The following is an 18269-nucleotide window of genomic DNA, read 5'->3' as shown; positions in this document are numbered from 1 at the left end:
GGCCCGCCCCCCAGCCGTATCGGCTGGCGATGAACGTGATCAGCGGCAGGCCGACCGCCGCCGCCAGCGACCAGCCGAGAAAGATATAGGCGATGGTGCTGCCGCGCTTTTGCTCCGGCACGATCAGCGCGGCTGTCCCGGCCGCCTGCGGCGTATAGAGCGCGCCGACCGCGAGCATGACCAGACGGATGATGAGCAGGCTGGTGTAGTCGGGCGCCAGGGCGGAAGCGAAGTTGGTGAGGGCGAGCACGGCGAGCGTCACTGTGAGCAAGGTGCGGCGCTCGATCCTGGAAGTCAGCCACGCCGTAACCGGTGAACCGATGCAGAGCATGATTGCGCCGAAGGTGATCAGCAGACCCGCAGTGCGAATGCTGACGTCAAGACCGGAAGATAACTCGCCGAGCATGCCCGCCGGCGCCAGCACCGAGCAGCCGATGACCACATTGCCAAGCATCAATGCGGTGGGGGCGAAGCGGCGTTCGGTGTAGACGGGCACGGGCACATGTTTCATGCACGTGCATGTACGCGGCGAGCTGCGTCAAGAAAAGGACGCGATGCCGGACTATTTGTCATCGCCGTCATGAGATTTATTGATTTGACGCCGCTGACGTCCCGCGGGCTCTGCGCGCATTGTCGGGCTTGAAGAAGCAATCCGCCTTTCCGGGGGCAATGAGGCCCCGGATATAGCGCCCGCGGCTGCTTCCATCACGCCCTGTTTAGCAAATTGCCCGATTGCAGGAGCCGAATCGCCTGCTATACCGCAGCTTTCCGCTTACCTGCGCTCGTTCGCAGGAGTGAGCTTTAGGAGATGCCAATGCCTGACAGCAATGCACCCGCATCGGGGTTCCAGTTTGGCCTTGCGAATTTGAAACCGGCCGAGCCCTTGGAAAAGATCACCCTCACCTTCCCGGACGGCGCGAAACGCGAATATGCCAAGGACATCACCGGGCTCGACATCGCCAAGGGAATCTCACCCTCGCTGGCCAAGCGTACGGTGGCGATGGCGCTTGACGGGGTGGTCACCGATCTCAACGACCCGATTTCGCACGATGCGAAGATCGAGCTTATCAACCGCGAAGACCCCCGCGCGCTGGAATTGATCCGCCACGACTGCGCACATGTGCTTGCGGAAGCCGTGCAGTCGCTATGGCCGGGCACGCAGGTCACCATCGGCCCGGTGATCGAGAACGGCTTCTACTACGACTTCTTCCGCAACGAGCCGTTCACGCCGGAAGATTTCGCCGCGATCGAAAAGCGGATGCGCGAAATCATCGCGCGCGACAAGCCCTTCACCAAGGAAGTGTGGGACCGCGAGAAGACCAAGCAGGTGTTCCGCGACAAGGGCGAGGCCTTCAAGGTCGAGCTGGTCGACGCCATCCCCGGCAACGAGCCGATCAAGATCTATTTCCAGGGCGACTGGTTCGATCTGTGCCGCGGCCCGCACATGAATTCGACCGGCAAGATCGGCAACGCGTTCAAGCTGATGAAGGTGGCGGGCGCCTACTGGCGCGGCGACGCCAACAACCCGATGCTGACGCGCATCTACGGCACGGCGTTCGCCAGGCAGGAAGAGCTCGACGCCTACCTCAAGCAGATCGAGGAAGCCGAGAAGCGCGACCACCGCAAGCTCGGCCGTGAGCTCGACCTGTTCCACTTCCAGGAAGAAGGCCCCGGCGTGGTGTTCTGGCACCCGAAGGGATGGACCATCTTCCAGGCGCTGATCGCCTACATGCGCCGCCGACTGACGGGCGACTACAGCGAGGTCAACGCGCCGCAGATCCTCGACAAGGCGCTGTGGGAGACCTCGGGCCATTGGGACTGGTACCGCGAGAACATGTTCGCGGCGCAGTCGGCCGGCGATGAGGCCGAGGACAAGCGCTGGTTTGCGCTCAAGCCGATGAACTGTCCGGGCCATGTGCAGATCTTCAAGCATGGCCTTAAGAGCTACCGCGACCTGCCCTTGCGCCTTGCCGAATTCGGCGTGGTGCATCGCTACGAGCCGTCGGGCGCCATGCACGGCCTGATGCGCGTGCGCGGGTTTACGCAGGACGACGCGCATGTGTTCTGCACCGAGGCGCAGCTTGCCGACGAGTGCCTCAAGATCAACGATCTGATCCTGTCGACCTACGCCGATTTCGGCTTCGAGGGCGAACTCACGGTAAAGCTCTCGACCCGGCCGGAGAAGCGCGTCGGCACCGATGAGATGTGGGAGCATGCCGAGCGCGTGATGGCGACCGTGCTCGCGGAAATCCAGGCCAGCGGCAATAACCGCATCAAGACCGCGATCAACCCGGGCGAAGGCGCGTTCTACGGGCCCAAGTTCGAATATGTGCTGCGCGACGCCATCGGCCGCGACTGGCAATGCGGCACCACGCAAGTCGACTTCAACCTGCCGGAGCGCTTTGGCGCGTTCTATATCGACGCCGACGGGTCCAAGAAGGCACCGGTCATGGTGCACCGCGCTATCTGCGGCTCGATGGAGCGCTTCATCGGCATCCTGATCGAGCATTTTGCCGGCAACTTCCCGCTCTGGCTCGCGCCGACCCAGGTGGTGGTCACGACCATCACCTCCGAAGGCGATGAATACGCCAAGGTGGTCGCGGCCGCCGCGCGGCGCGCGGGGCTCCGCGTCGAGATCGACCTGCGCAACGAGAAGATCAACTACAAGGTCCGCGAGCACTCGCTGGCCAAGATCCCAGCCCTCCTCGTCGTCGGCAAGAAGGAAGCCGAGACCCATTCGGTCTCCATCCGCCGGCTCGGCAGCGATGGGCAGAACGTCATGCCGACCGCCGAGGCGCTGGCCGCCCTCGTCGAGGAAGCGACGCCGCCGGACGTCAAGCGGGCGGCGCGGGCGGCGGCCTGATCATAATCGGTCTAAATCCGCTTCCGCTGGACCGGCTGTGCCACTATCTCTGGCACAGCCATTTCCGACGAAAGAGACCGTAGTGCCCGACGCCCTTGAACTCCTGAAGATCCGCCGCTCGGTAAAGCCCCGCGAGATGACCGGCCCCGGCCCCTCGGCTGACGAACTCGACACCATCCTGACCATCGGGGCGCGGGTGCCCGATCACGGCAAGCTGACGCCCTGGCGCTTCATCGTGTTCGAGGGGGACGGGCGCCTTCGCGCAGGCGAGGTCATCGCCACGGTGTTTGAGCGTAAAAATCCGTCGGCGCCGGCCGCCGATATCGAGATCGAGAAGCGCCGGCTGATGGACGCGCCGCTGGTGATCGGTGTGGTCAGTTTCACCAGGCCGCATCCAAAAGTACCGGCCCTGGAGCAGGAGCTGTCCGCCGGCGCCAGCGCGATGAACATCGTCAACGCCGCCACCGCGCTTGGTTACGGCGCGTGCTGGCTGACCGGCTGGTTCGCCTTCGACCGCGACGTCCTCGACGGGCTCGGGCTGAAAGCGGACGAAAAACTCGCCGGCTTCATCCATATCGGCACGCCGTCAAAGCCCGCCGAAGACCGCCCTCGCCCGGCGCTGTCCGATATCGTCACGCGATTCTAAGAATCCCTTTGACCGTCATTGCCGGGCTTGACCCGGCAATCCATCACTCTTGAGAAGATTCTTGCAAAGAGGATGGATGCCCGGGTCAAGCCCGGGCATGACGAGCGCTTACGCGGCCTTCGAGGCCCGGGCGCTGAACGCGGACAGCAACGCCTCGAGTTCGGATGCCGGCTTCGCCGCGCTGAACAGAAAGCCCTGCACCTCGTTACAGCCTTCGGCGCGCAGCCAGTCGAGCTGATCCATGGTCTCGACGCCTTCAGCCGTGGTCGTGATGTTCAGGCTGCGGCCGAGACCAGAGATGGCGCGTACGATCGCGACGCAATCGGTACGCTCGGCGAGGTCTTTCACGAACGAGCGGTCGATCTTGATCTTGTCGAATGGAAAGCTCCGGAGATAGCTCAGGCTCGAATAGCCGGTGCCGAAATCGTCCATGGATATGCTGACGCCGAGCTCGCGAAGCTGATGCAGGATCGCCAGGTTGGCTTCGGTCTCGGCCAGGAAGACCGACTCGGTGATTTCGAGCTCGAGCCGCCGCGGCGACAGGCCCGAATGCGCCAGCGCCGAAATCACCGCTTGAACCAGGTTGCGGCTGCGGAACTGGACCGGCGACAGATTGACCGCGACCTTAATGTCTTCCGGCCAGTTCGACGCCACGGAGCAGGCCTCGCGCAGCACCCACTCGCCCAGCGCCACGATCAATCCGATATCCTCGGCGACCGGAATGAAATCGGCCGGAGAGACCATGCCCTTTTCCGGATTGCGCCAGCGCAGCAGCGATTCGAACCCGCTGATCCGGTTGGCGGCAATATCCACCAGCGGCTGATAGTGCAATTCGAATTCGCCATTGGCGAAGGCCCGACGCAGGTCGCGCTCCATGTCGCGGCGCTTCTGTGCCTGGCGATCCATCTCGCGCTCGAAGAAACGATGAACGCTGCCGCCGTCGGACTTCGCCCGATAGAGCGCCATGTCGGCGTTGCGCATCAGTTCCTCGCAGGTTGCGCCATCGCCGGGCGACAGCGCGATGCCGACGCTGGCGCCGACGACAACCTCGATGCCATCGATATCATAGCGCGCGCTCAAAACGCCTATCAGACGGTCAGCGAAGTCGCTCACCTCGTTCGGCGACACCTCCGAGACCAGCACGATGGCGAATTCGTCGCCGCCAAGCCGGGCAACGAGGTTGTCGCCGCGAACCTCGGACTTCAACCGCTCGGCTACCATCTTCAACAGACGATCGCCCATCGGGTGGCCGAATGAGTCGTTGACGTTCTTGAACAGGTCGAGATCGACGCACAGCACCGCTACGCGCCGGTTGCTGGACGCCGCCCGCTCGAGCGCCTGGTAAAGGCGTTCCTGAAAGAAGTCGCGGTTCGGCAGGTTGGTCAGGCCGTCGTGATGGGCCATGTGAGCGATCCGCGCCTCCGCCTCGCGGCGCTCGGTAATATCGACGACGGCCACCAGATAACCGTCACGTCCGTCGAAAGCGACGCGGCGTCCGAATGTCAGCACATGAATTTCACTGCCGTCGGCCTTGAGATGCCGCCAGTCGCGGCTCGAATGATAGACGTCGCCGAGCTGCTGCAGCGCCTGGCTATGGCTGGCCCGTTCATCCTCCGGCCAGATCTGGCGAAGCTGCATCTGCAGGAAGCTTTCGCGGGGGTAGCCGTAATGCCGTACGGCCGCGTCGTTGACGTTCAGGAACCGGGTCGTTTCGGCATCGAACACCCACATCGGCATCGGATTGTTGTCGAACAGCAGGCGGAACGAAACCTCGCGTCGCTTCAGCGCCGTGACGTCGGAGACCGTCAACGAGAGCATGTCGCCGAACGCAGTCACGCCCAACCGCAGGCAGCGTTCCTCGCTGTCGATTTCGATCTGACCGCCATTGCCGCTGACGATGATGTCACGCAGACGCCGGATCACGTCTGGCGTGCACAGCAGGTTTCCGCCGGCGGCGAGCCGTCGCCACAACAATTCCGTCGACGGTTGCCGCAGCAGCCGCGCCGCCCCCTGATTGAGATGAACGATCTGAAAATCGGACGGATGACCATTCGCATCGCGAATCGCAGCCAGCGACAGCACGCCCTCGTCGGTCGCGGAGAAGATCGTATCCAGCAGGTTGAATTGCGCGTCGCGCTCGTTGACGTAGGCGCCGATCAAGGTGCCGCCCCAGCGTGACGACGTCGGCAGCGCCAGCACGTCATAGGTCCTAACCAGTCCGTCGCGCACGCAGTGCGCCATAGCTAGGTGCGGTCCACCGTTCTGCAGCGCGTGAGATGCAGCCTCGCCGAGCGCGGTCGCGCAATCCGGCGGCAATGCGCTCAGGGGAATGTCCCAGCGATCGTCATTGAGCCATTGCTGGATGTAGCGGCCGCTATGCGAGACGGCGAGCGCACCGTCGTCGTTCCGAAGCAGCGCGAGATGATCTGCCAGCCGGCCGAGGCTGCCCAGCATGACATCCTCGTAGCGCGGCAGCTTGTCGCCCGGACGCAATGCAGCCTGCCATTTGCGCTTCAGGACCGGGACGTCGGCGAACATCTCGGTGTTGAATTTTTCTGACGATTTTTTCGATGATCTGTCGGCCGCAACCATAACCTGCCCCGCCTAAGCGCACTCAATCCCGGGGCATCCAATGCAGCGGGGTTTAAGGCCGTGTAAAAACTGCGGCAGCGGTACGCCGATATGGCGATTATGACAGTTTTAAGTTGTGCGATGGTTAGCCGGCATTAGAGACTATGACAGCGGAAAGCCGACATTATTTGCAGCGTTTTCTTTACGCGAACCGGAGGCCACCCCCGGATCAAGTCCGAGGGCATGCTTCACTCGAAAACGCTATGGTCTAGCGCGCGACGACCTCGACCTCGCCGTCGACGCCGTTGACGACGTTGAAGGCACGCTCGAACACCTTGCCTTCGTTCTTGGCAATCGCCCGGTATTCGCCTTCGGACAGCACCACGCGTGGAAACGCGCCGATCGATTCCTTGATGACGTCGCCGCCCGGCGTGATCACCGACCATGCGGTGTTGGCGAGCGCCTCGCCGCCTCTGTCGCTGACGAGCTTCAGCGTAATCACCGCCGCACGGTGGCTGACGGTCACGTCCGTCAGCTTGCCGGCCTGGACGCGGATGTCGGAGCGCACGACCGAGTTGGCATCGCCATAATTGGAGATGATGTAGTACGTGCCCTCTGGCAGCAGCGCGACGTCGCCTGCTGCCACGTTGGGCACCAGCGAGGAACGCTCTGCGCCGGCGCCGCCTTCGAACTGGCTGCCCTTGTAGAGCGCGAACGAAATCTGGTTCGGTGGAATCTTGCTGGTGCCGACGCGGCCTTCGATACGCAGTCCGCCGGCCGGAAGCACGAAGGCCACGCGATCGGTCTCCGCCTTCAGGCTCACCGCGCGTACCGCGCTGACCAGGCCGAGGGCGACGTGAACGACGTAATTGCCGGGCGGCAGCACGATGTTCGGGGTCGCGCCGCGCTCCTCGCGGATCAGCTTGAACGTGCCGGTATCGTCAGGCTTGTCGGCGAACACCCGCCACACCAGCCCGCCGTTGATAACAGGCAGATCCTTGCCGTAGCGCGCCGTCAGCGACAGCACCGCCTGGCCTGCGGTCGCAGCCCCCGGCGGCGGCACCACCGGTGGCACCGTGGCAAGCGATGGCTGAACAATGGTGGGCTGGGTCAGCGGCGCGGGAATCGACGGGTTTGTCGTCGTGCCCGATGGCGGCGCCAGATTCATGGCAGGCCCGGTCTGGGTGTCCGGAACCACGGCGGGCGGCACCGGCGGCGGGCGGTCCGAGAACCACTGGGCCGAGACCGGAGCCGGAAGCAAAGCGGCCAGCATTAAGGCGAGCGCCAGCGCCGGGAAAGGCCATCCGCCCCGCCCGTATCCACCGACACCGTCACCCCACGAAATCATGGCCATGCTTTTCACCGAAAACGCGGCAAATTCAAGCCACCAACGGCCGGCTCGGCCCCCGGGAGGTTACGGAAGCGGGGTCAGCCGGGTAACACCCAATGTTGATCCCGAGGTCGCGGCCCCGTCACAATCCCCGTCTAGCCCGATTTGGCCGGGCATAAACCATGCTTACGGAAGGGACTGGCGGAAATTCTGGCGCGGCCACGCTGCGGCGGATATCCTTCAAGGCCGCAGGAGGGGTTGGCGTGTTGGATAGCTGGATCGGCCTCGGCCAAAAGAGCTCCGATGCCCAGGACAAGGCCCACGACAAGGTCGGACTCGGCAGTATCCGCCGGCCGGTGATCGGACTGGCGCTTGGTGGCGGCGCCGCACGCGGCTTTGCCCATATCGGCATCGTCCGCACGCTGGTGGCTCACGGGATCATGCCCAATGTCGTGGTCGGAACGTCGATCGGCGCCGTGGTCGGCGGCGCCTATGCCGCGGGACATCTTGATACCCTCGAAGAATGGGCGCGCACCCTGCAGCCGCGAACCGTCCTTTCCTATCTCGACATCCGCCTGAACGGATCGGGCCTGATCGGCGGCGCCAAGCTGGCGGCCCAACTTGAGGCGGCGCTCGGCCAGAGCCTGATCGAGGATCTGCCGGTAAAATTTGCCACCGTTGCGACCGAAGTGCGCACCGGCCACGAGATCTGGCTGACCCATGGCCCGATGGTGGATGCGATGCGCGCCTCCTACGCGCTGCCGGGAATATTCTCGCCGATCCTGGTCGGCGACCGCTGGCTGGTCGACGGCGCCCTGGTCAATCCGGTGCCGGTGTCGGCGGCACGCGCGCTCGGCGCAGAGATCGTCATTGCCGCCAATCTTTCCAGCGACGTCTTCGCGCACTCCACGACGATCTATTCCCACGGCCCCAGCACCGGCGTTTCGGTATCGGTGATGCCGGAAATGGTGCCGGAACCCGAGCCGCGGAAACGCGGCATCGGAAAATTCTTTTCCGCCGAGCGCACCATGAAGCGTGAGTTCTTCGGCGGCGGCGGCCGGCCGGGCATCTCCTCGGTGATGGTCGATGCCTTCAACATCATGCAGGACCGCATCACCCGCGCACGGCTTGCCGGCGACCCGCCGGATCTGCTGATCTCGCCCCGCGTCGGCAAGATCGGCTGGTTCGATTTTCATCGCGCCGACGACCTGATCGCCCACGGCGTGCGTGCGGCCGAGCGCGCCATCGATTCGATTCAGGAGGCGATCCACATTCTGGCGCCGCCGCCGGCGGGCGAAGCCGGGCCGGCGATTGAAAAGGCCGAGAAGGAATGACGATCAGGCCGTCTTGATGTAGTCGCGCAGCGCTTCCTGCTCGGCCTCGTACTCCTGGACGCGGCGCTTTACGATGTCGCCGATCGAAATCAGGCCGACCACCTTGCCATCCTCGACCACGGGCAAATGGCGGAACTTGCCAATCGTCATCATCTCCATAATCCCGGAAACGGTATCGGACTCGCGGCAGCTCACGACCTTGCTCGTCATGACCGCGCTGACCGGCTCCTCGAGCACCCTGGCGCCGCGCTCGCCCAGTACCCGGACAATGTCGCGTTCCGAAAGGATACCCTCAAGGTGCCCCTGGTTCATCACCAGCACGGCGCCGATCTTGCGCTCGCCAAGGATCTTGATCGCAGCCGAAAGCTTTACGTCCGGCTCGACGCTCAGGATGTGATGGCCCTTGGTGTCGAGAATTGAACGTACCGTCATTGTCGCCTCCTGAATCCCTTCGTGCCCCGAGAGCCCGACTTGTTCGCGAGTCTTCAATCAACAGTTCCGCGCCGCTTTCATTTCAGAGCACGGCCTGCAAGCGCGGCTGTCCTGCACGGCAGCGGCATTGGCTTGCGTTACAACTTTATGTGGATGATGGATGAAATCGTCCTTCGCCGCAAGCGGCGATCAGACGCGGCCAGCCTCGTCCGGCGATGAAGCATCCGCGGCATGCGGCGTCGCACGCGGTACCGGATCGAACAGCGAAAACAACATCAGGCCGGCGAGAAATCCGCCGATATGCGCCTGCCAGGCAACACTGGCGCCTTCGGCACCGATCGAAATCGACCCGAGGCCGAAGATGATGTTGACCCCGAACCACACCGCCAGAAATCCGAGCACGCGCGGATTGCGTAGCGCCCGGGCCAGCGACAGCGCTGGAACTTTTGCCGCCGCATCCGCATCGCCCCGGCTGAACGACAGAAAACTCCCCCGCACGAAGGCGAAGCGGATGGCGGCAGCCATCGCGCCGGATACAGAGGCTGAGGCGCCGATCATCGGCGCGATCGCGTGCTCATGGGTGACGAGATGCGCCAGTGCGCCCGCCGCGGCCGTCACCGCCATGAATACGAAGAACCTGACAGGGCCGAACCGGCGCGCCAGCGCGCTGCCGAACGGCAACAGCCACAGCACGTTGAAGCCGATATGGCTGAGATTGGCATGCAGCAGCGAATAGGTGACGAAGGTCCAGACCTTGGCGCCCGCCCCGCCGGGAAAGGTGATGTTAAGCAGCGTCGAATCGTAGCGCTTCGGAATGAAGCCGAAGACGTCGATGGTCCAGTTCTCAAGTTCCGCCGGCAGCAGCACCCGCAAATGAATCGCAGCGATCAGCGCGATGTAGGCCGTCAGGGCGCCCGGCAGCGTCAGGATCGGCTCACGCGGGGTGTCCGGCGGCTCGACCAGGGATGAGTAAGGCTGGGATTCCAAGGGGCCAGGACCTTGCAAGGCGGCTTCGCGGCATATTGGTCCAGATAGGCGGCTTTGCCCGCCCTGTGCAAGTGCACAATCGAGATTGTGGATGTCTCGGGGGGCGTCGATCCGACAGGTCGTGGGGTCCCGCCTCTGCGCCCCACCGCGAACGGCGCTGCGCCGCGTCCGGGACATGAGTTCGCCGCAAGAAAGAAAAAGGGAGGATGCTGAGAACATCCTCCCTTCCTTGCTGGTCTTCTCGCGCCCCTGGAGCCGGGATCACATCCCCACCCCTCCCCGCGCGATGACCAAACTGTTTTGACGCCAGCCTGTGTACCAACTGCGCCGAGACCTTTTGAGATAAGCCGGCGCTATCAGATGCGTTCCACCCTACGCACGCCGCCCCGCCATCGCCAACCTCATAGTTAATTTAACGTTAACAACGCAAAGCCGCGTCTCGCGCAGCCGAATCGCGTCGGCGGCATGGACGCTGCAAAGCCTGTCCTGCACAACAAGCAAGGGAAGCCGTGGTGCGCAAAAGCGGGACAGATGTGTCTCGCCGAAGCAACCCCGGGGCGAGGATAAGAGATGAAACATCCATCTAGTCGCGAGTTTTTCGCCTATTGGGATGCGAAACGCGGCGATGCGCGGGCGCCGGACCGCAGCGAGATTGAACCCGGCGCGGTGCGCGAACTGCTCGGCGACATTTTCGTGCTGTCCTACGACAACGACGCCGGTTACCCGTTTCGCGTCGCCGGAACGCGGGTCTGTGCCCTGCTCGGCCGCGACCTGAAGGATTCGAGCTTCTCCGCGTTGTTCACGGCGGACAGCCGCCGCGAGATCGAGAACATCATCAACTACGTCGCCGAAGAAATGCTGGCGGCGATTGCCGGCATCACCGCGACCTCGGAAGACGGCACGACGGCGCATCTGGAATTGCTACTGCTGCCGTTCAATAACCGCGCGCATGCGCCGATCAGCCTGACCGGATTGCTGGCGCCGTTCGAAAACGATCTCGGCACGATCAGGGATTTCAAGGTGACGTCCTGGCGTTATCTGCACCGGCCGCAAAAGCTCGTCCCCCGCGCCTTGCGCAAGCTCGCGATCGCGCGCGGATTCATGGTGTATGAGGGGCTGCGGTAGTCGCCAACCGATCGGTTTACTGAACGCCGCAGCACAATGCATGGTCGCGTGACCATGCGCAAAAACAACCCACAAAAAGCCTCCAAAAAAAGCACCGCCGAGCATTGCCTAAATGCAAGGCGTCAGGCAGGGTCGAACCGCGACGTGGAGCCGGGCCACATCAGCCGAATGATACGCACCGAGAGCGATTTCGGAGGCGGTGAATTGGCGTAACCTCGGAGATGTTAGAATGCCTTTCAAGAAACTGTTGCTTGCCGCTGCACTTGCCACTGCTGCGGCGACAACACAGGCGCATGCCGACGCCCTCGACTCCATCATGAAGTCAAAGGTGATCAAGATCGCGGTGCCGCAGGATTTTGCGCCATTCGGTTCAGCCGGCCTCGATCTCAAGCCGCAGGGCTATGATATCGACATGGCCAATCTGATCGGCAAGGAACTCGGGGTGAAGACCGAGATCATCCCGGTGACCAGTGCCAACCGCATTCCCTATCTGCAGACCAACAAGGCCGACCTCGTGATCTCCAGCCTCGGCAAGAACGAGGAGCGAGAAAAGGTCATCGACTTCTCGATCGCCTATGCGCCGTTCTTCTCCGGCGTGTTCGGCACCAAGGCCATCGCGGTCGCGAGCGCGGCCGATCTCAAGGGCAAGACCATCGGCGCCACCCGCGGTGCGATCGAGGAACAGGCGCTGACCGCCTCGGCGCCGGACGCCACCGTCAAGCGCTTCGAGGACAACAACGCCACGATCGCCGCTTTCGTGTCCGGCCAGGTCGATCTGATCGCCACCGGCAACACGGTGGCTGCCGCCATCGCCGAAAAGGTCCCTGCCCGCGCGCCGGCGCTGAAATTCGTGATCAAGGACAGCCCCTGCTATGTCGGGCTCAACAAGAACGAGCCGGCGCTGCTCGCCAAGGTCAACGAGATCATTACCAAGGCGAAGGCGTCGGGCGAGATCGGGAAACTGTCGGAGAAGTGGCTGAAAGCGCCGTTACCGCCCGGCTTCTAGACGCGAAGCGCTGGGAACGCCGCGGTGTCTTACAAGCTGCAATTCACTGAACTGCTGCCTTACTGGAACGTGCTTCTGTACGGGCTGCTCTTCACGATCGTGCTGACTGTTGTGTCGACGGCGGCCGGTATAGCCGTCGGCACCGCAAGTGCCGCGGCGCGCACGTTCGGCCCCCTATGGCTCGGCCGCATCGTCGCCGTGTATGTGGAGCTAATCCGCAACACGCCGTTCATCGTGCAGTTGTTCTTCATCTTCTTCGGCCTGCCGGCGCTGGGGTTGAAACTCAGCGAGAGCACCGCCGCCTTCCTCGCCATGGTGATCAATCTCGGCGCCTACTCGACCGAGATCATCCGCGCCGGCATCGAGGCGGTCCCCAAAGGCCACATCGAGGCCGGATTGAGCCTTGCGATGTCGAAATGGGAGGTGCTGCGCCATATCGTCCTCAACCAGGCATTTCGAAAAATCTATCCGGCGCTGTCGTCGCAGATCATCATCGTCATGCTCGGCTCGGCGGTGGTGTCGCAGATCTCGGCGGAAGACCTCACCTATGCCGCGAACTTTGTGGCGTCGCGAAACTTCCGCAACTTCGAGGTCTATCTGCTCGTCGCGCTGGCCTACCTCCTGCTTGCCCTCCTGACGCGCTCGCTGCTGCGCGCGCTCGGCCGCGTCATCTTCAAGGCGAGGTGAGCCATGCTGCAGTTCAGCTTCTGGGACATCCTCTCCAACCTTCTGGTCGCCACGCAGTGGACGATCGTGCTGTCGCTGATCGCGTTTTTCTGCGGCGGCATCGTAGGCCTGATCCTGTTGTTCATGCGGACGTCGCGGATCGCGCCGCTGGAATGGTTCACCAAGATCTACATCGAGTTCTTCCAGGGCACGCCGCTGTTGATGCAGCTATTCCTGTTCTTCTTCGGCATCGCGCTGTTCGGCGTCGAGGTCTCGCCATGGGCGGCGGCGACGCTGGCGCTGACGTTCTGGACCAGCGCGTTCCTGGCGGAGATCTGGCGAGGCTGCGTGGAATCGATTCCGAAGGGCCAGTGGGAGGCGTCCTCCAGCCTTGCGCTCAGCTACATCGAGCAGATGCGTTACGTCATACTGCCGCAGGCTTCGCGCATCGCGGTCGCGCCTACCGTGGGTTTCTCCGTTCAGGTCATCAAGGGCACCGCGCTCGCCTCGATCATCGGCTTCGTCGAGCTGACCAAGGCCGGCACCATGCTCAACAACGCGACCTTCCGCCCGTTCCTGGTCTACTCGCTGGTCGCGCTGATCTATTTCTGCCTGTGTTTCCCGCTGTCCTGGTGGGCGAAGAAAATTGAAGGCCGCCTCAATGTCGCTCGTTAGCATTCGTGACGTCAGGAAGAGTTTCGGTCCGAACGAGGTGCTGAAAGGCGTCTCGCTCGAAATCGCCAAGGGCGACGTGGTCGCGATCATCGGCCGCTCCGGCTCGGGCAAGAGCACGCTGCTCCGCTGCATCAATGGGCTGGAGACCTATCAGTCGGGCGCCATCGTCGCCGACGGGATCGAGGTCGGCGGCGCGAGTACCAATCTGCGCGAACTGCGGCGTCATGTCGGCATGGTGTTCCAGCAGTTCAACCTGTTTCCGCATCTGACGGCGGCCGAGAACGTCATGCTGGCGCCGACCGTGGTCAACAAGGTGTCGAAGGCGGAAGCCCGCACCACTGCCGCCGAAGTTCTGGCCAAGGTGGGATTATCGGAAAAGATGGACGCCTATCCGAGCGAACTATCCGGCGGCCAGCAGCAGCGCGTCGCCATTGCCCGCTCGCTGGCGATGCGGCCGAAGGTACTGCTTTGCGACGAAATCACCTCGGCGCTCGATCCCGAACTGGTCAACGAAGTGCTGCGCGTGGTCGAGCAACTGGCGCGCGAGGGCATGACGCTGATCCTGGTCACGCATGAAATGCGTTTCGCCCGCGACGTCGGCACCAAGCTCGTGTTCATGCACCATGGCAAGGTGCATGAAGAAGGCGTTCCGAAGGAGGTATTCGCCGCGCCACGGACGCCGGAACTGCAGCAGTTCGTCGGCCAGGTCGGCTGAACTCAAGACAGCGTCACATTATCGAGGAATGGCTTCCAGGAAAGCGCCTCCCTGTTGGCCTTGTCGAATTGTCCATCCTCCAAAAGCTTACCGACACATCTGAAGTATTCACAAAGGAATGATGCATCCGGCAATTGGTACACGTGCTGACCCGGGACCCACAGATGAAATTTCCTGGCGGAGCCAAGTGCAGACGTGATTGCAGGTTTAAGATCACCGACATTGTCCGGCCACCCTGGCGATGCGGTCCGAATTTTGAGGCTGTCTGAAAGACTGCGAAATTTAGAGCCAAGGCTGCGGAGTTCGGAAGCTTTCTTCTGATCCGACTTCCGGCTTAACCATTCCAATGAGACGCCAAGTACGACCCCGGTCAAAAAGACCGCCGCAAATTTAAGCCAACGCTGTTCGCCCAGTGCGAGAAGGTTATCGAAAGCGGTCGTGGCCACTGCGTTGCGAAAAACCGTCGTGGCCACATCGTTAGGATCGGAGAAGACGTTTTCCTCCAGCCATTTTTTGAGGACAGGCGTGATCGGTGGGATCAGCAGAAGACCCCAAATTCCAAACAGAAACTGTTTAAGCCATTTGGACATCGAGCCTTATTGTTTAGCACACTGAACAGCCATGCACCCGAATTAAAAGTTGCACTCGAGTACATGGCTTAGCGCGACAGCCGATTAGTCCTGGCCACGTCGATCACCTCGTCGCCACGGCCGCTGATCGCCGCCCGCAGCATCCAGAGCGTGATGAGGTTTATGTTGCGTCCTTTCTCAGCGTCCGGTGAACACCGCCGCACGTTTCTCGAGGAAAGCGTTGCGCCCTTCCACCGCATCGGCACTCCTGCGGATCTCCGCCTGCGTTTCGATCTCGCGGCGGAACTGATCGGCATAGTTGGCGTGTTCGCTCTCGTCGATCAGGCGACGCGTCGCGACGAGGGCGCGCGTCGGCCCGCTCGCGAGCCTACGCGCCAGCTCAAGCGCGCCGCCCTGAAGCGCCGCATCATCGAACACTTCACGGACCAATCCCCACTCTTTCGCTTGATCGGCCGAGAGCGGCTCGTTGGTCATCATCAATTCGACCGCGCGCTGCCGGCCGACGAGACGCGGCAACATCCAGGTCGAGCCGAGATCGGGGACCAGCGCGATGCGGCTGAACACCTGAATGAAGCGCGCCGAACGCGCGGCAACGATCATGTCGCCCGCCATCGCAAGGCTGAACCCGCCACCCGCCGCCACGCCGTTGACCGCCACCACTATCGGCACGCGGCACTCGCGCATCGCCTTGAACGCCGGCCAGTAATACTTCATCACGCCGGCCGCGATGTCGTCGCCGAGGATTTGCGCCGCCTTGAGATTTTGCCCCGAGCAGAAGCCGCGCCCGGCGCCGGTCAACACCAGCGCCCGCATCTGCGGGTCATCGTTAATCTCGCCAATGGCTGTCGCGAGATCGCCCAACAGATCGGGCGTCATCGCATTCAGGGTTTCAGGCTCATCCAACGTCAGCACGCCGACGCTGTCGTCGCGTTCCCGCTTCACTCCCGGCATTCCGTTCCTCCGTCCGCTAGCATTTTCGGCCGGGCCTGGCCGGGCGCGAGCGTAACCCTAATGCCACCGCGCGCAACTCCATGATGCCCCGTTCGTCGTATGAACGCGTCAGTACAATCCGGGCGCCACGTCGCTCGTGCGCCGATCGCTTATGGCCGCGCCAAATTGTCCGCAGCGAAATCTCGACCACTTCATGCAAACGCCGCTAACACATCATTAACCCTGCCGGCCTTAGGGTCTTCCTGACGCCGAAAGACCGGCTGTCTGGTGGCGAAGATGTCGTTTGCGCAAAAGAAAACAACCACGGTCCCGTCCGCTGAAGAGCGACGGCGCTTTCAGCGCGTCAAGGTCCACCTGCTCGGCCGCTATATGCTGCCGGATCGCCGCGAATTTCCTTGCCAGATTATCAACATGTCGCCGGGCGGATTGGCGCTGCTGGCGCCCGGCATCGGCAATGTCGGCGACCGCGTGATCGCCTATCTCGACCACATCGGCCGGGTCGAGGGCAAGATCACCCGCATCATCGACAACGGCTTTGCCATGACGGTGGGCGCGACCGCCCGCAAGCGCGACAAGCTCGCCGCCCAGCTCACCTGGCTCGCCAACCGCGATATCCTCAATCTGCCGGAGGACCGCCGCCACGATCGTATCGTGCCGCGCAACCCGATTGCCCTGCTCACGCTCGAGGACGGCAGCAAGATGACCTGCCGCATCATCGACCTGTCACTGTCGGGCGCCGCGATCGCCGCGGAGAACCGCCCGCCCCTCAAATCGCTGGTCATGCTCGGCAAGGTCCAGTCCCGGGTGGTGCGAAATCTCGAAGAAGGCTTCGCGCTGGAGTTCGTCCACGAGCAGATTGCCGAGACGCTCGAAGACGCAGTTACCGCGCGGTAAAGCGCCAGCCGCCAAAAAACCCTGACTTTTCAGCCTCAAAAGGCGGTATCCGCGTTGTCGGATGCCGCCTTTTCACTGTCCGGCGCCCGCCAAAGTCGGTTAACGGCGGGGCGCTTTTGCGGGCGCATCCGCTGCGATCGCAGCCTGCAGGTGTTAATAGCTAAAATTTGAATCAATTTCAGTTGTTTCAAATTTTAATCGAATTCAATTCAAGTATAGATCGAATTCGCCGCGCCTTTTACTAGTATTCACGTCAAATGTACTTGCCTGACTTAGCGGCAGCGCAAATCCTTTGTGCGAAACGTGGTCCCAACAAGAAACGGGAGCCACGATGTTGTTCAGGGGACAGGGGAAGGGACTGGCGGTCATCGCCGTCCTGTTGGGGATAAACGCTTCGATGAGCGTCCAGGCGAAAGCCGGCGACGCTCTCTATGCCAGCCTTGGCGAGGCCGCGCGTTCGCCGATCGGCTGGGTCGAATTCTGCGCCGAGAACGCGAGCGAATGCCGCGGCGCGTCACAGCCGCGCGACATCGTGATGTCGCAGACGGCGTGGCGGGATCTGCTGCGGGTCAACAAGTGGGTCAATGAGACCGTCAAGCCGATCACCGACATGGATCATTGGGGTGTGATCGAGAAATGGTCGTTGCCGACGGACGGTTACGGTGACTGCGAGGACTATGTGCTTCTGAAGCGCAAGATGCTGATCGACGCCGGATGGCCGCGCGAAGCGCTGCTGATCACGGTGGTCCGCGACAAGAAGGGCGAAGGCCACGCGGTGCTGACGGTGAAGACCGACAAGGGCGAGTTCGTTCTCGATAACCAGAACGAAAACGTCCTGGCCTGGACCGAGACCGGCTACCGCTTCGTCAAGCGTCAGTCGCAGAGCGATCCGAATATCTGGGTCTCGCTCGGTGACAGCCGCCCTGCGGTCGCCACCGCCTCGTCACGCGATCGATAACGAACAAAGGATTTTACGAACCCGCGACCCGGTCACATCCCCACCCCTCCCCGTCCCAGACCGGTTCGCGCGCGGCCAGGCTTCCCCCAAAGCCTGGCCGCACCTTTTTTGGACTACGAGTAGCTTGAAGCCTACGCCGCCAACGCTACCCGCGAGGTCGATTTTCGCCGCATCGGCTTGCCGCCGGGTGGTCCCGACGGTTTGTGGTCGAGCATCGAGAGCGCTTCGAGAACCTCATCGATCGTCACGATACGCCTCGTCCCCGCCAGTTCGCGCAGCGCGGGATTCGAAGTCACTGCCGCCGCATCCGAGGCCCAGGACGCGAGGATCGCGCGCTTTTCGCCCAGCGAAAGCGTAGCATCCGCGACCACATCGCGCGGGTGATCGAACACGGCTCCCGGATGCAGCACGGCATTCAGATCAAACACGTTGTCGGTCTGGTCGATCATCGGTGTGTCCTCCCCAAAGGTGGAAAACGCTTCCCGCCCGCACTATTCGGGCGGGAGCCTTTCGGTTCCTTCGCAAG

General features: G+C 62.7%; 18 protein-coding genes. 10 read left to right on the top strand and 8 right to left on the bottom strand.

What is annotated here, in order from left to right:
* Positions 1–496, bottom strand: a 496-nt coding sequence (locus tag CP49_RS47680; RefSeq protein WP_420807634.1) for an MFS transporter, incomplete at its 3' end; no start/stop codon positions are given.
* 318 nt (positions 497–814) lie between these two features.
* On the opposite strand from CP49_RS47680, the gene thrS reads away from it, so the two are divergent.
* Together thrS and CP49_RS23170 are read left to right on the top strand one after the other, a co-directional pair.
* The gene (thrS, locus tag CP49_RS23175) at positions 815–2863 is read left to right on the top strand and encodes a threonine--tRNA ligase (RefSeq protein ID WP_057852494.1); all 2049 of its coding nucleotides are present in this window, start codon (positions 815–817) and stop codon (positions 2861–2863) included.
* An 82-nt stretch (positions 2864–2945) separates the two neighbouring features.
* The gene (locus CP49_RS23170) at positions 2946–3509 is read left to right on the top strand and encodes a nitroreductase family protein (RefSeq protein WP_057852493.1); all 564 of its coding nucleotides are present in this window, start codon (positions 2946–2948) and stop codon (positions 3507–3509) included.
* 108 nt (positions 3510–3617) lie between these two features.
* Here CP49_RS23170 and CP49_RS23165 read toward each other — a convergent pair whose 3' ends face one another.
* On the bottom strand, positions 3618–6101 hold the full coding sequence (locus CP49_RS23165; protein WP_057852492.1) for an EAL domain-containing protein: 2484 nt from the start codon (positions 6099–6101) through the stop codon (positions 3618–3620).
* A gap of 247 nt (positions 6102–6348) precedes the next feature.
* Positions 6349–7428, bottom strand: coding sequence for a hypothetical protein (locus CP49_RS23160; RefSeq protein WP_057852510.1), 1080 nt, complete (start codon positions 7426–7428; stop codon positions 6349–6351).
* Positions 7429–7673: 245 nt separating this feature from the next.
* On the opposite strand from CP49_RS23160, the gene CP49_RS23155 reads away from it, so the two are divergent.
* Positions 7674–8744 carry a patatin-like phospholipase family protein gene (locus tag CP49_RS23155; RefSeq protein ID WP_057852509.1) on the top strand — a complete coding sequence of 357 codons (1071 nt, stop codon included), beginning with the start codon at positions 7674–7676 and terminating at the stop codon, positions 8742–8744.
* 3 nt (positions 8745–8747) lie between these two features.
* On the opposite strand, the gene CP49_RS23150 is transcribed toward CP49_RS23155, so the two are convergent.
* Positions 8748–9176: a CBS domain-containing protein gene (locus CP49_RS23150; protein ID WP_057852491.1), complete on the bottom strand. Its 429-nt coding sequence runs from the start codon at positions 9174–9176 to the stop codon at positions 8748–8750.
* A 189-nt stretch (positions 9177–9365) separates the two neighbouring features.
* Positions 9366–10163: a rhomboid family intramembrane serine protease gene (locus CP49_RS23145; RefSeq protein ID WP_057852490.1), complete on the bottom strand. Its 798-nt coding sequence runs from the start codon at positions 10161–10163 to the stop codon at positions 9366–9368.
* Positions 10164–10733: 570 nt separating this feature from the next.
* Between CP49_RS23145 and CP49_RS23140 the strand changes: the two genes are divergently transcribed.
* From CP49_RS23140 to CP49_RS23120, 5 genes are all read left to right on the top strand, one after another.
* Positions 10734–11288, top strand: a complete 555-nt coding sequence (locus tag CP49_RS23140) for a PAS domain-containing protein (RefSeq protein ID WP_057852489.1) — start codon at positions 10734–10736, stop codon at positions 11286–11288.
* 229 nt (positions 11289–11517) lie between these two features.
* Positions 11518–12294, top strand: a complete 777-nt coding sequence (locus tag CP49_RS23135; protein ID WP_057852488.1) for a transporter substrate-binding domain-containing protein — start codon at positions 11518–11520, stop codon at positions 12292–12294.
* Positions 12295–12318: 24 nt separating this feature from the next.
* Positions 12319–12981, top strand: a complete 663-nt coding sequence (locus tag CP49_RS23130) for an amino acid ABC transporter permease (protein WP_057852487.1) — start codon at positions 12319–12321, stop codon at positions 12979–12981.
* Positions 12982–12984: 3 nt separating this feature from the next.
* A complete protein-coding gene (locus CP49_RS23125; RefSeq protein WP_057852486.1) occupies positions 12985–13635 on the top strand; it encodes an amino acid ABC transporter permease in 651 nt (216 codons plus the stop codon).
* A complete protein-coding gene (locus tag CP49_RS23120; RefSeq protein ID WP_057852485.1) occupies positions 13622–14350 on the top strand; it encodes an amino acid ABC transporter ATP-binding protein in 729 nt (242 codons plus the stop codon). Before CP49_RS23125 ends, CP49_RS23120 begins: the two co-directional genes overlap by 14 nt.
* 2 nt (positions 14351–14352) lie before the next feature.
* On the opposite strand, the gene CP49_RS23115 is transcribed toward CP49_RS23120, so the two are convergent.
* Positions 14353–14940 carry a hypothetical protein gene (locus CP49_RS23115; protein ID WP_057852484.1) on the bottom strand — a complete coding sequence of 196 codons (588 nt, stop codon included), beginning with the start codon at positions 14938–14940 and terminating at the stop codon, positions 14353–14355.
* Positions 14941–15117: 177 nt separating this feature from the next.
* Positions 15118–15891 (bottom strand): enoyl-CoA hydratase-related protein, encoded by a 774-nt coding sequence (locus CP49_RS23110; protein ID WP_057852483.1) that lies wholly within the window; start codon positions 15889–15891, stop codon positions 15118–15120.
* 276 nt (positions 15892–16167) lie between these two features.
* On the opposite strand from CP49_RS23110, the gene CP49_RS23105 reads away from it, so the two are divergent.
* Complete coding sequence (locus CP49_RS23105) at positions 16168–16785, top strand: PilZ domain-containing protein (RefSeq protein WP_057852482.1); 618 nt, start codon at positions 16168–16170, stop codon at positions 16783–16785.
* 331 nt (positions 16786–17116) lie between these two features.
* Positions 17117–17743: a transglutaminase-like cysteine peptidase gene (locus tag CP49_RS23100; protein ID WP_057852481.1), complete on the top strand. Its 627-nt coding sequence runs from the start codon at positions 17117–17119 to the stop codon at positions 17741–17743.
* A gap of 131 nt (positions 17744–17874) precedes the next feature.
* On the opposite strand, the gene CP49_RS23095 is transcribed toward CP49_RS23100, so the two are convergent.
* Positions 17875–18192 (bottom strand): hypothetical protein, encoded by a 318-nt coding sequence (locus tag CP49_RS23095; RefSeq protein ID WP_057852480.1) that lies wholly within the window; start codon positions 18190–18192, stop codon positions 17875–17877.
* Positions 18193–18269: the final 77 nt, after the last annotated feature.

The organism is Bradyrhizobium valentinum, from assembly GCF_001440405.1.
In the GTDB taxonomy this organism is placed as follows: domain Bacteria; phylum Pseudomonadota; class Alphaproteobacteria; order Rhizobiales; family Xanthobacteraceae; genus Bradyrhizobium; species Bradyrhizobium valentinum.
The sequence above is the reverse complement of the archived record's forward strand: the minus strand, read 5'-3'. Positions and strand labels throughout refer to the sequence as shown.

What these genes read in the sequence shown, in the direction of transcription:
- CP49_RS23125 (WP_057852486.1), top strand. Translation starts at nt 12,985, where the DNA reads ATGCTGCAGTTCAGCTTCTGGGACATCCTCTCCAACCTTCTGGTCGCC.
- thrS (WP_057852494.1), top strand. Translation starts at nt 815, where the DNA reads ATGCCTGACAGCAATGCACCCGCATCGGGGTTCCAGTTTGGCCTTGCG.
- CP49_RS23095 (WP_057852480.1), bottom strand. Translation starts at nt 18,192, where the DNA reads ATGATCGACCAGACCGACAACGTGTTTGATCTGAATGCCGTGCTGCAT.
- CP49_RS23115 (WP_057852484.1), bottom strand. Translation starts at nt 14,940, where the DNA reads ATGTCCAAATGGCTTAAACAGTTTCTGTTTGGAATTTGGGGTCTTCTG.
- CP49_RS23160 (WP_057852510.1), bottom strand. Translation starts at nt 7,428, where the DNA reads ATGATTTCGTGGGGTGACGGTGTCGGTGGATACGGGCGGGGCGGATGG.
- CP49_RS23135 (WP_057852488.1), top strand. Translation starts at nt 11,518, where the DNA reads ATGCCTTTCAAGAAACTGTTGCTTGCCGCTGCACTTGCCACTGCTGCG.
- CP49_RS23110 (WP_057852483.1), bottom strand. Translation starts at nt 15,891, where the DNA reads ATGCCGGGAGTGAAGCGGGAACGCGACGACAGCGTCGGCGTGCTGACG.
- CP49_RS23140 (WP_057852489.1), top strand. Translation starts at nt 10,734, where the DNA reads ATGAAACATCCATCTAGTCGCGAGTTTTTCGCCTATTGGGATGCGAAA.
- CP49_RS23150 (WP_057852491.1), bottom strand. Translation starts at nt 9,176, where the DNA reads ATGACGGTACGTTCAATTCTCGACACCAAGGGCCATCACATCCTGAGC.
- CP49_RS23105 (WP_057852482.1), top strand. Translation starts at nt 16,168, where the DNA reads ATGTCGTTTGCGCAAAAGAAAACAACCACGGTCCCGTCCGCTGAAGAG.
- CP49_RS23120 (WP_057852485.1), top strand. Translation starts at nt 13,622, where the DNA reads ATGTCGCTCGTTAGCATTCGTGACGTCAGGAAGAGTTTCGGTCCGAAC.
- CP49_RS23165 (WP_057852492.1), bottom strand. Translation starts at nt 6,101, where the DNA reads ATGGTTGCGGCCGACAGATCATCGAAAAAATCGTCAGAAAAATTCAAC.
- CP49_RS23100 (WP_057852481.1), top strand. Translation starts at nt 17,117, where the DNA reads ATGTTGTTCAGGGGACAGGGGAAGGGACTGGCGGTCATCGCCGTCCTG.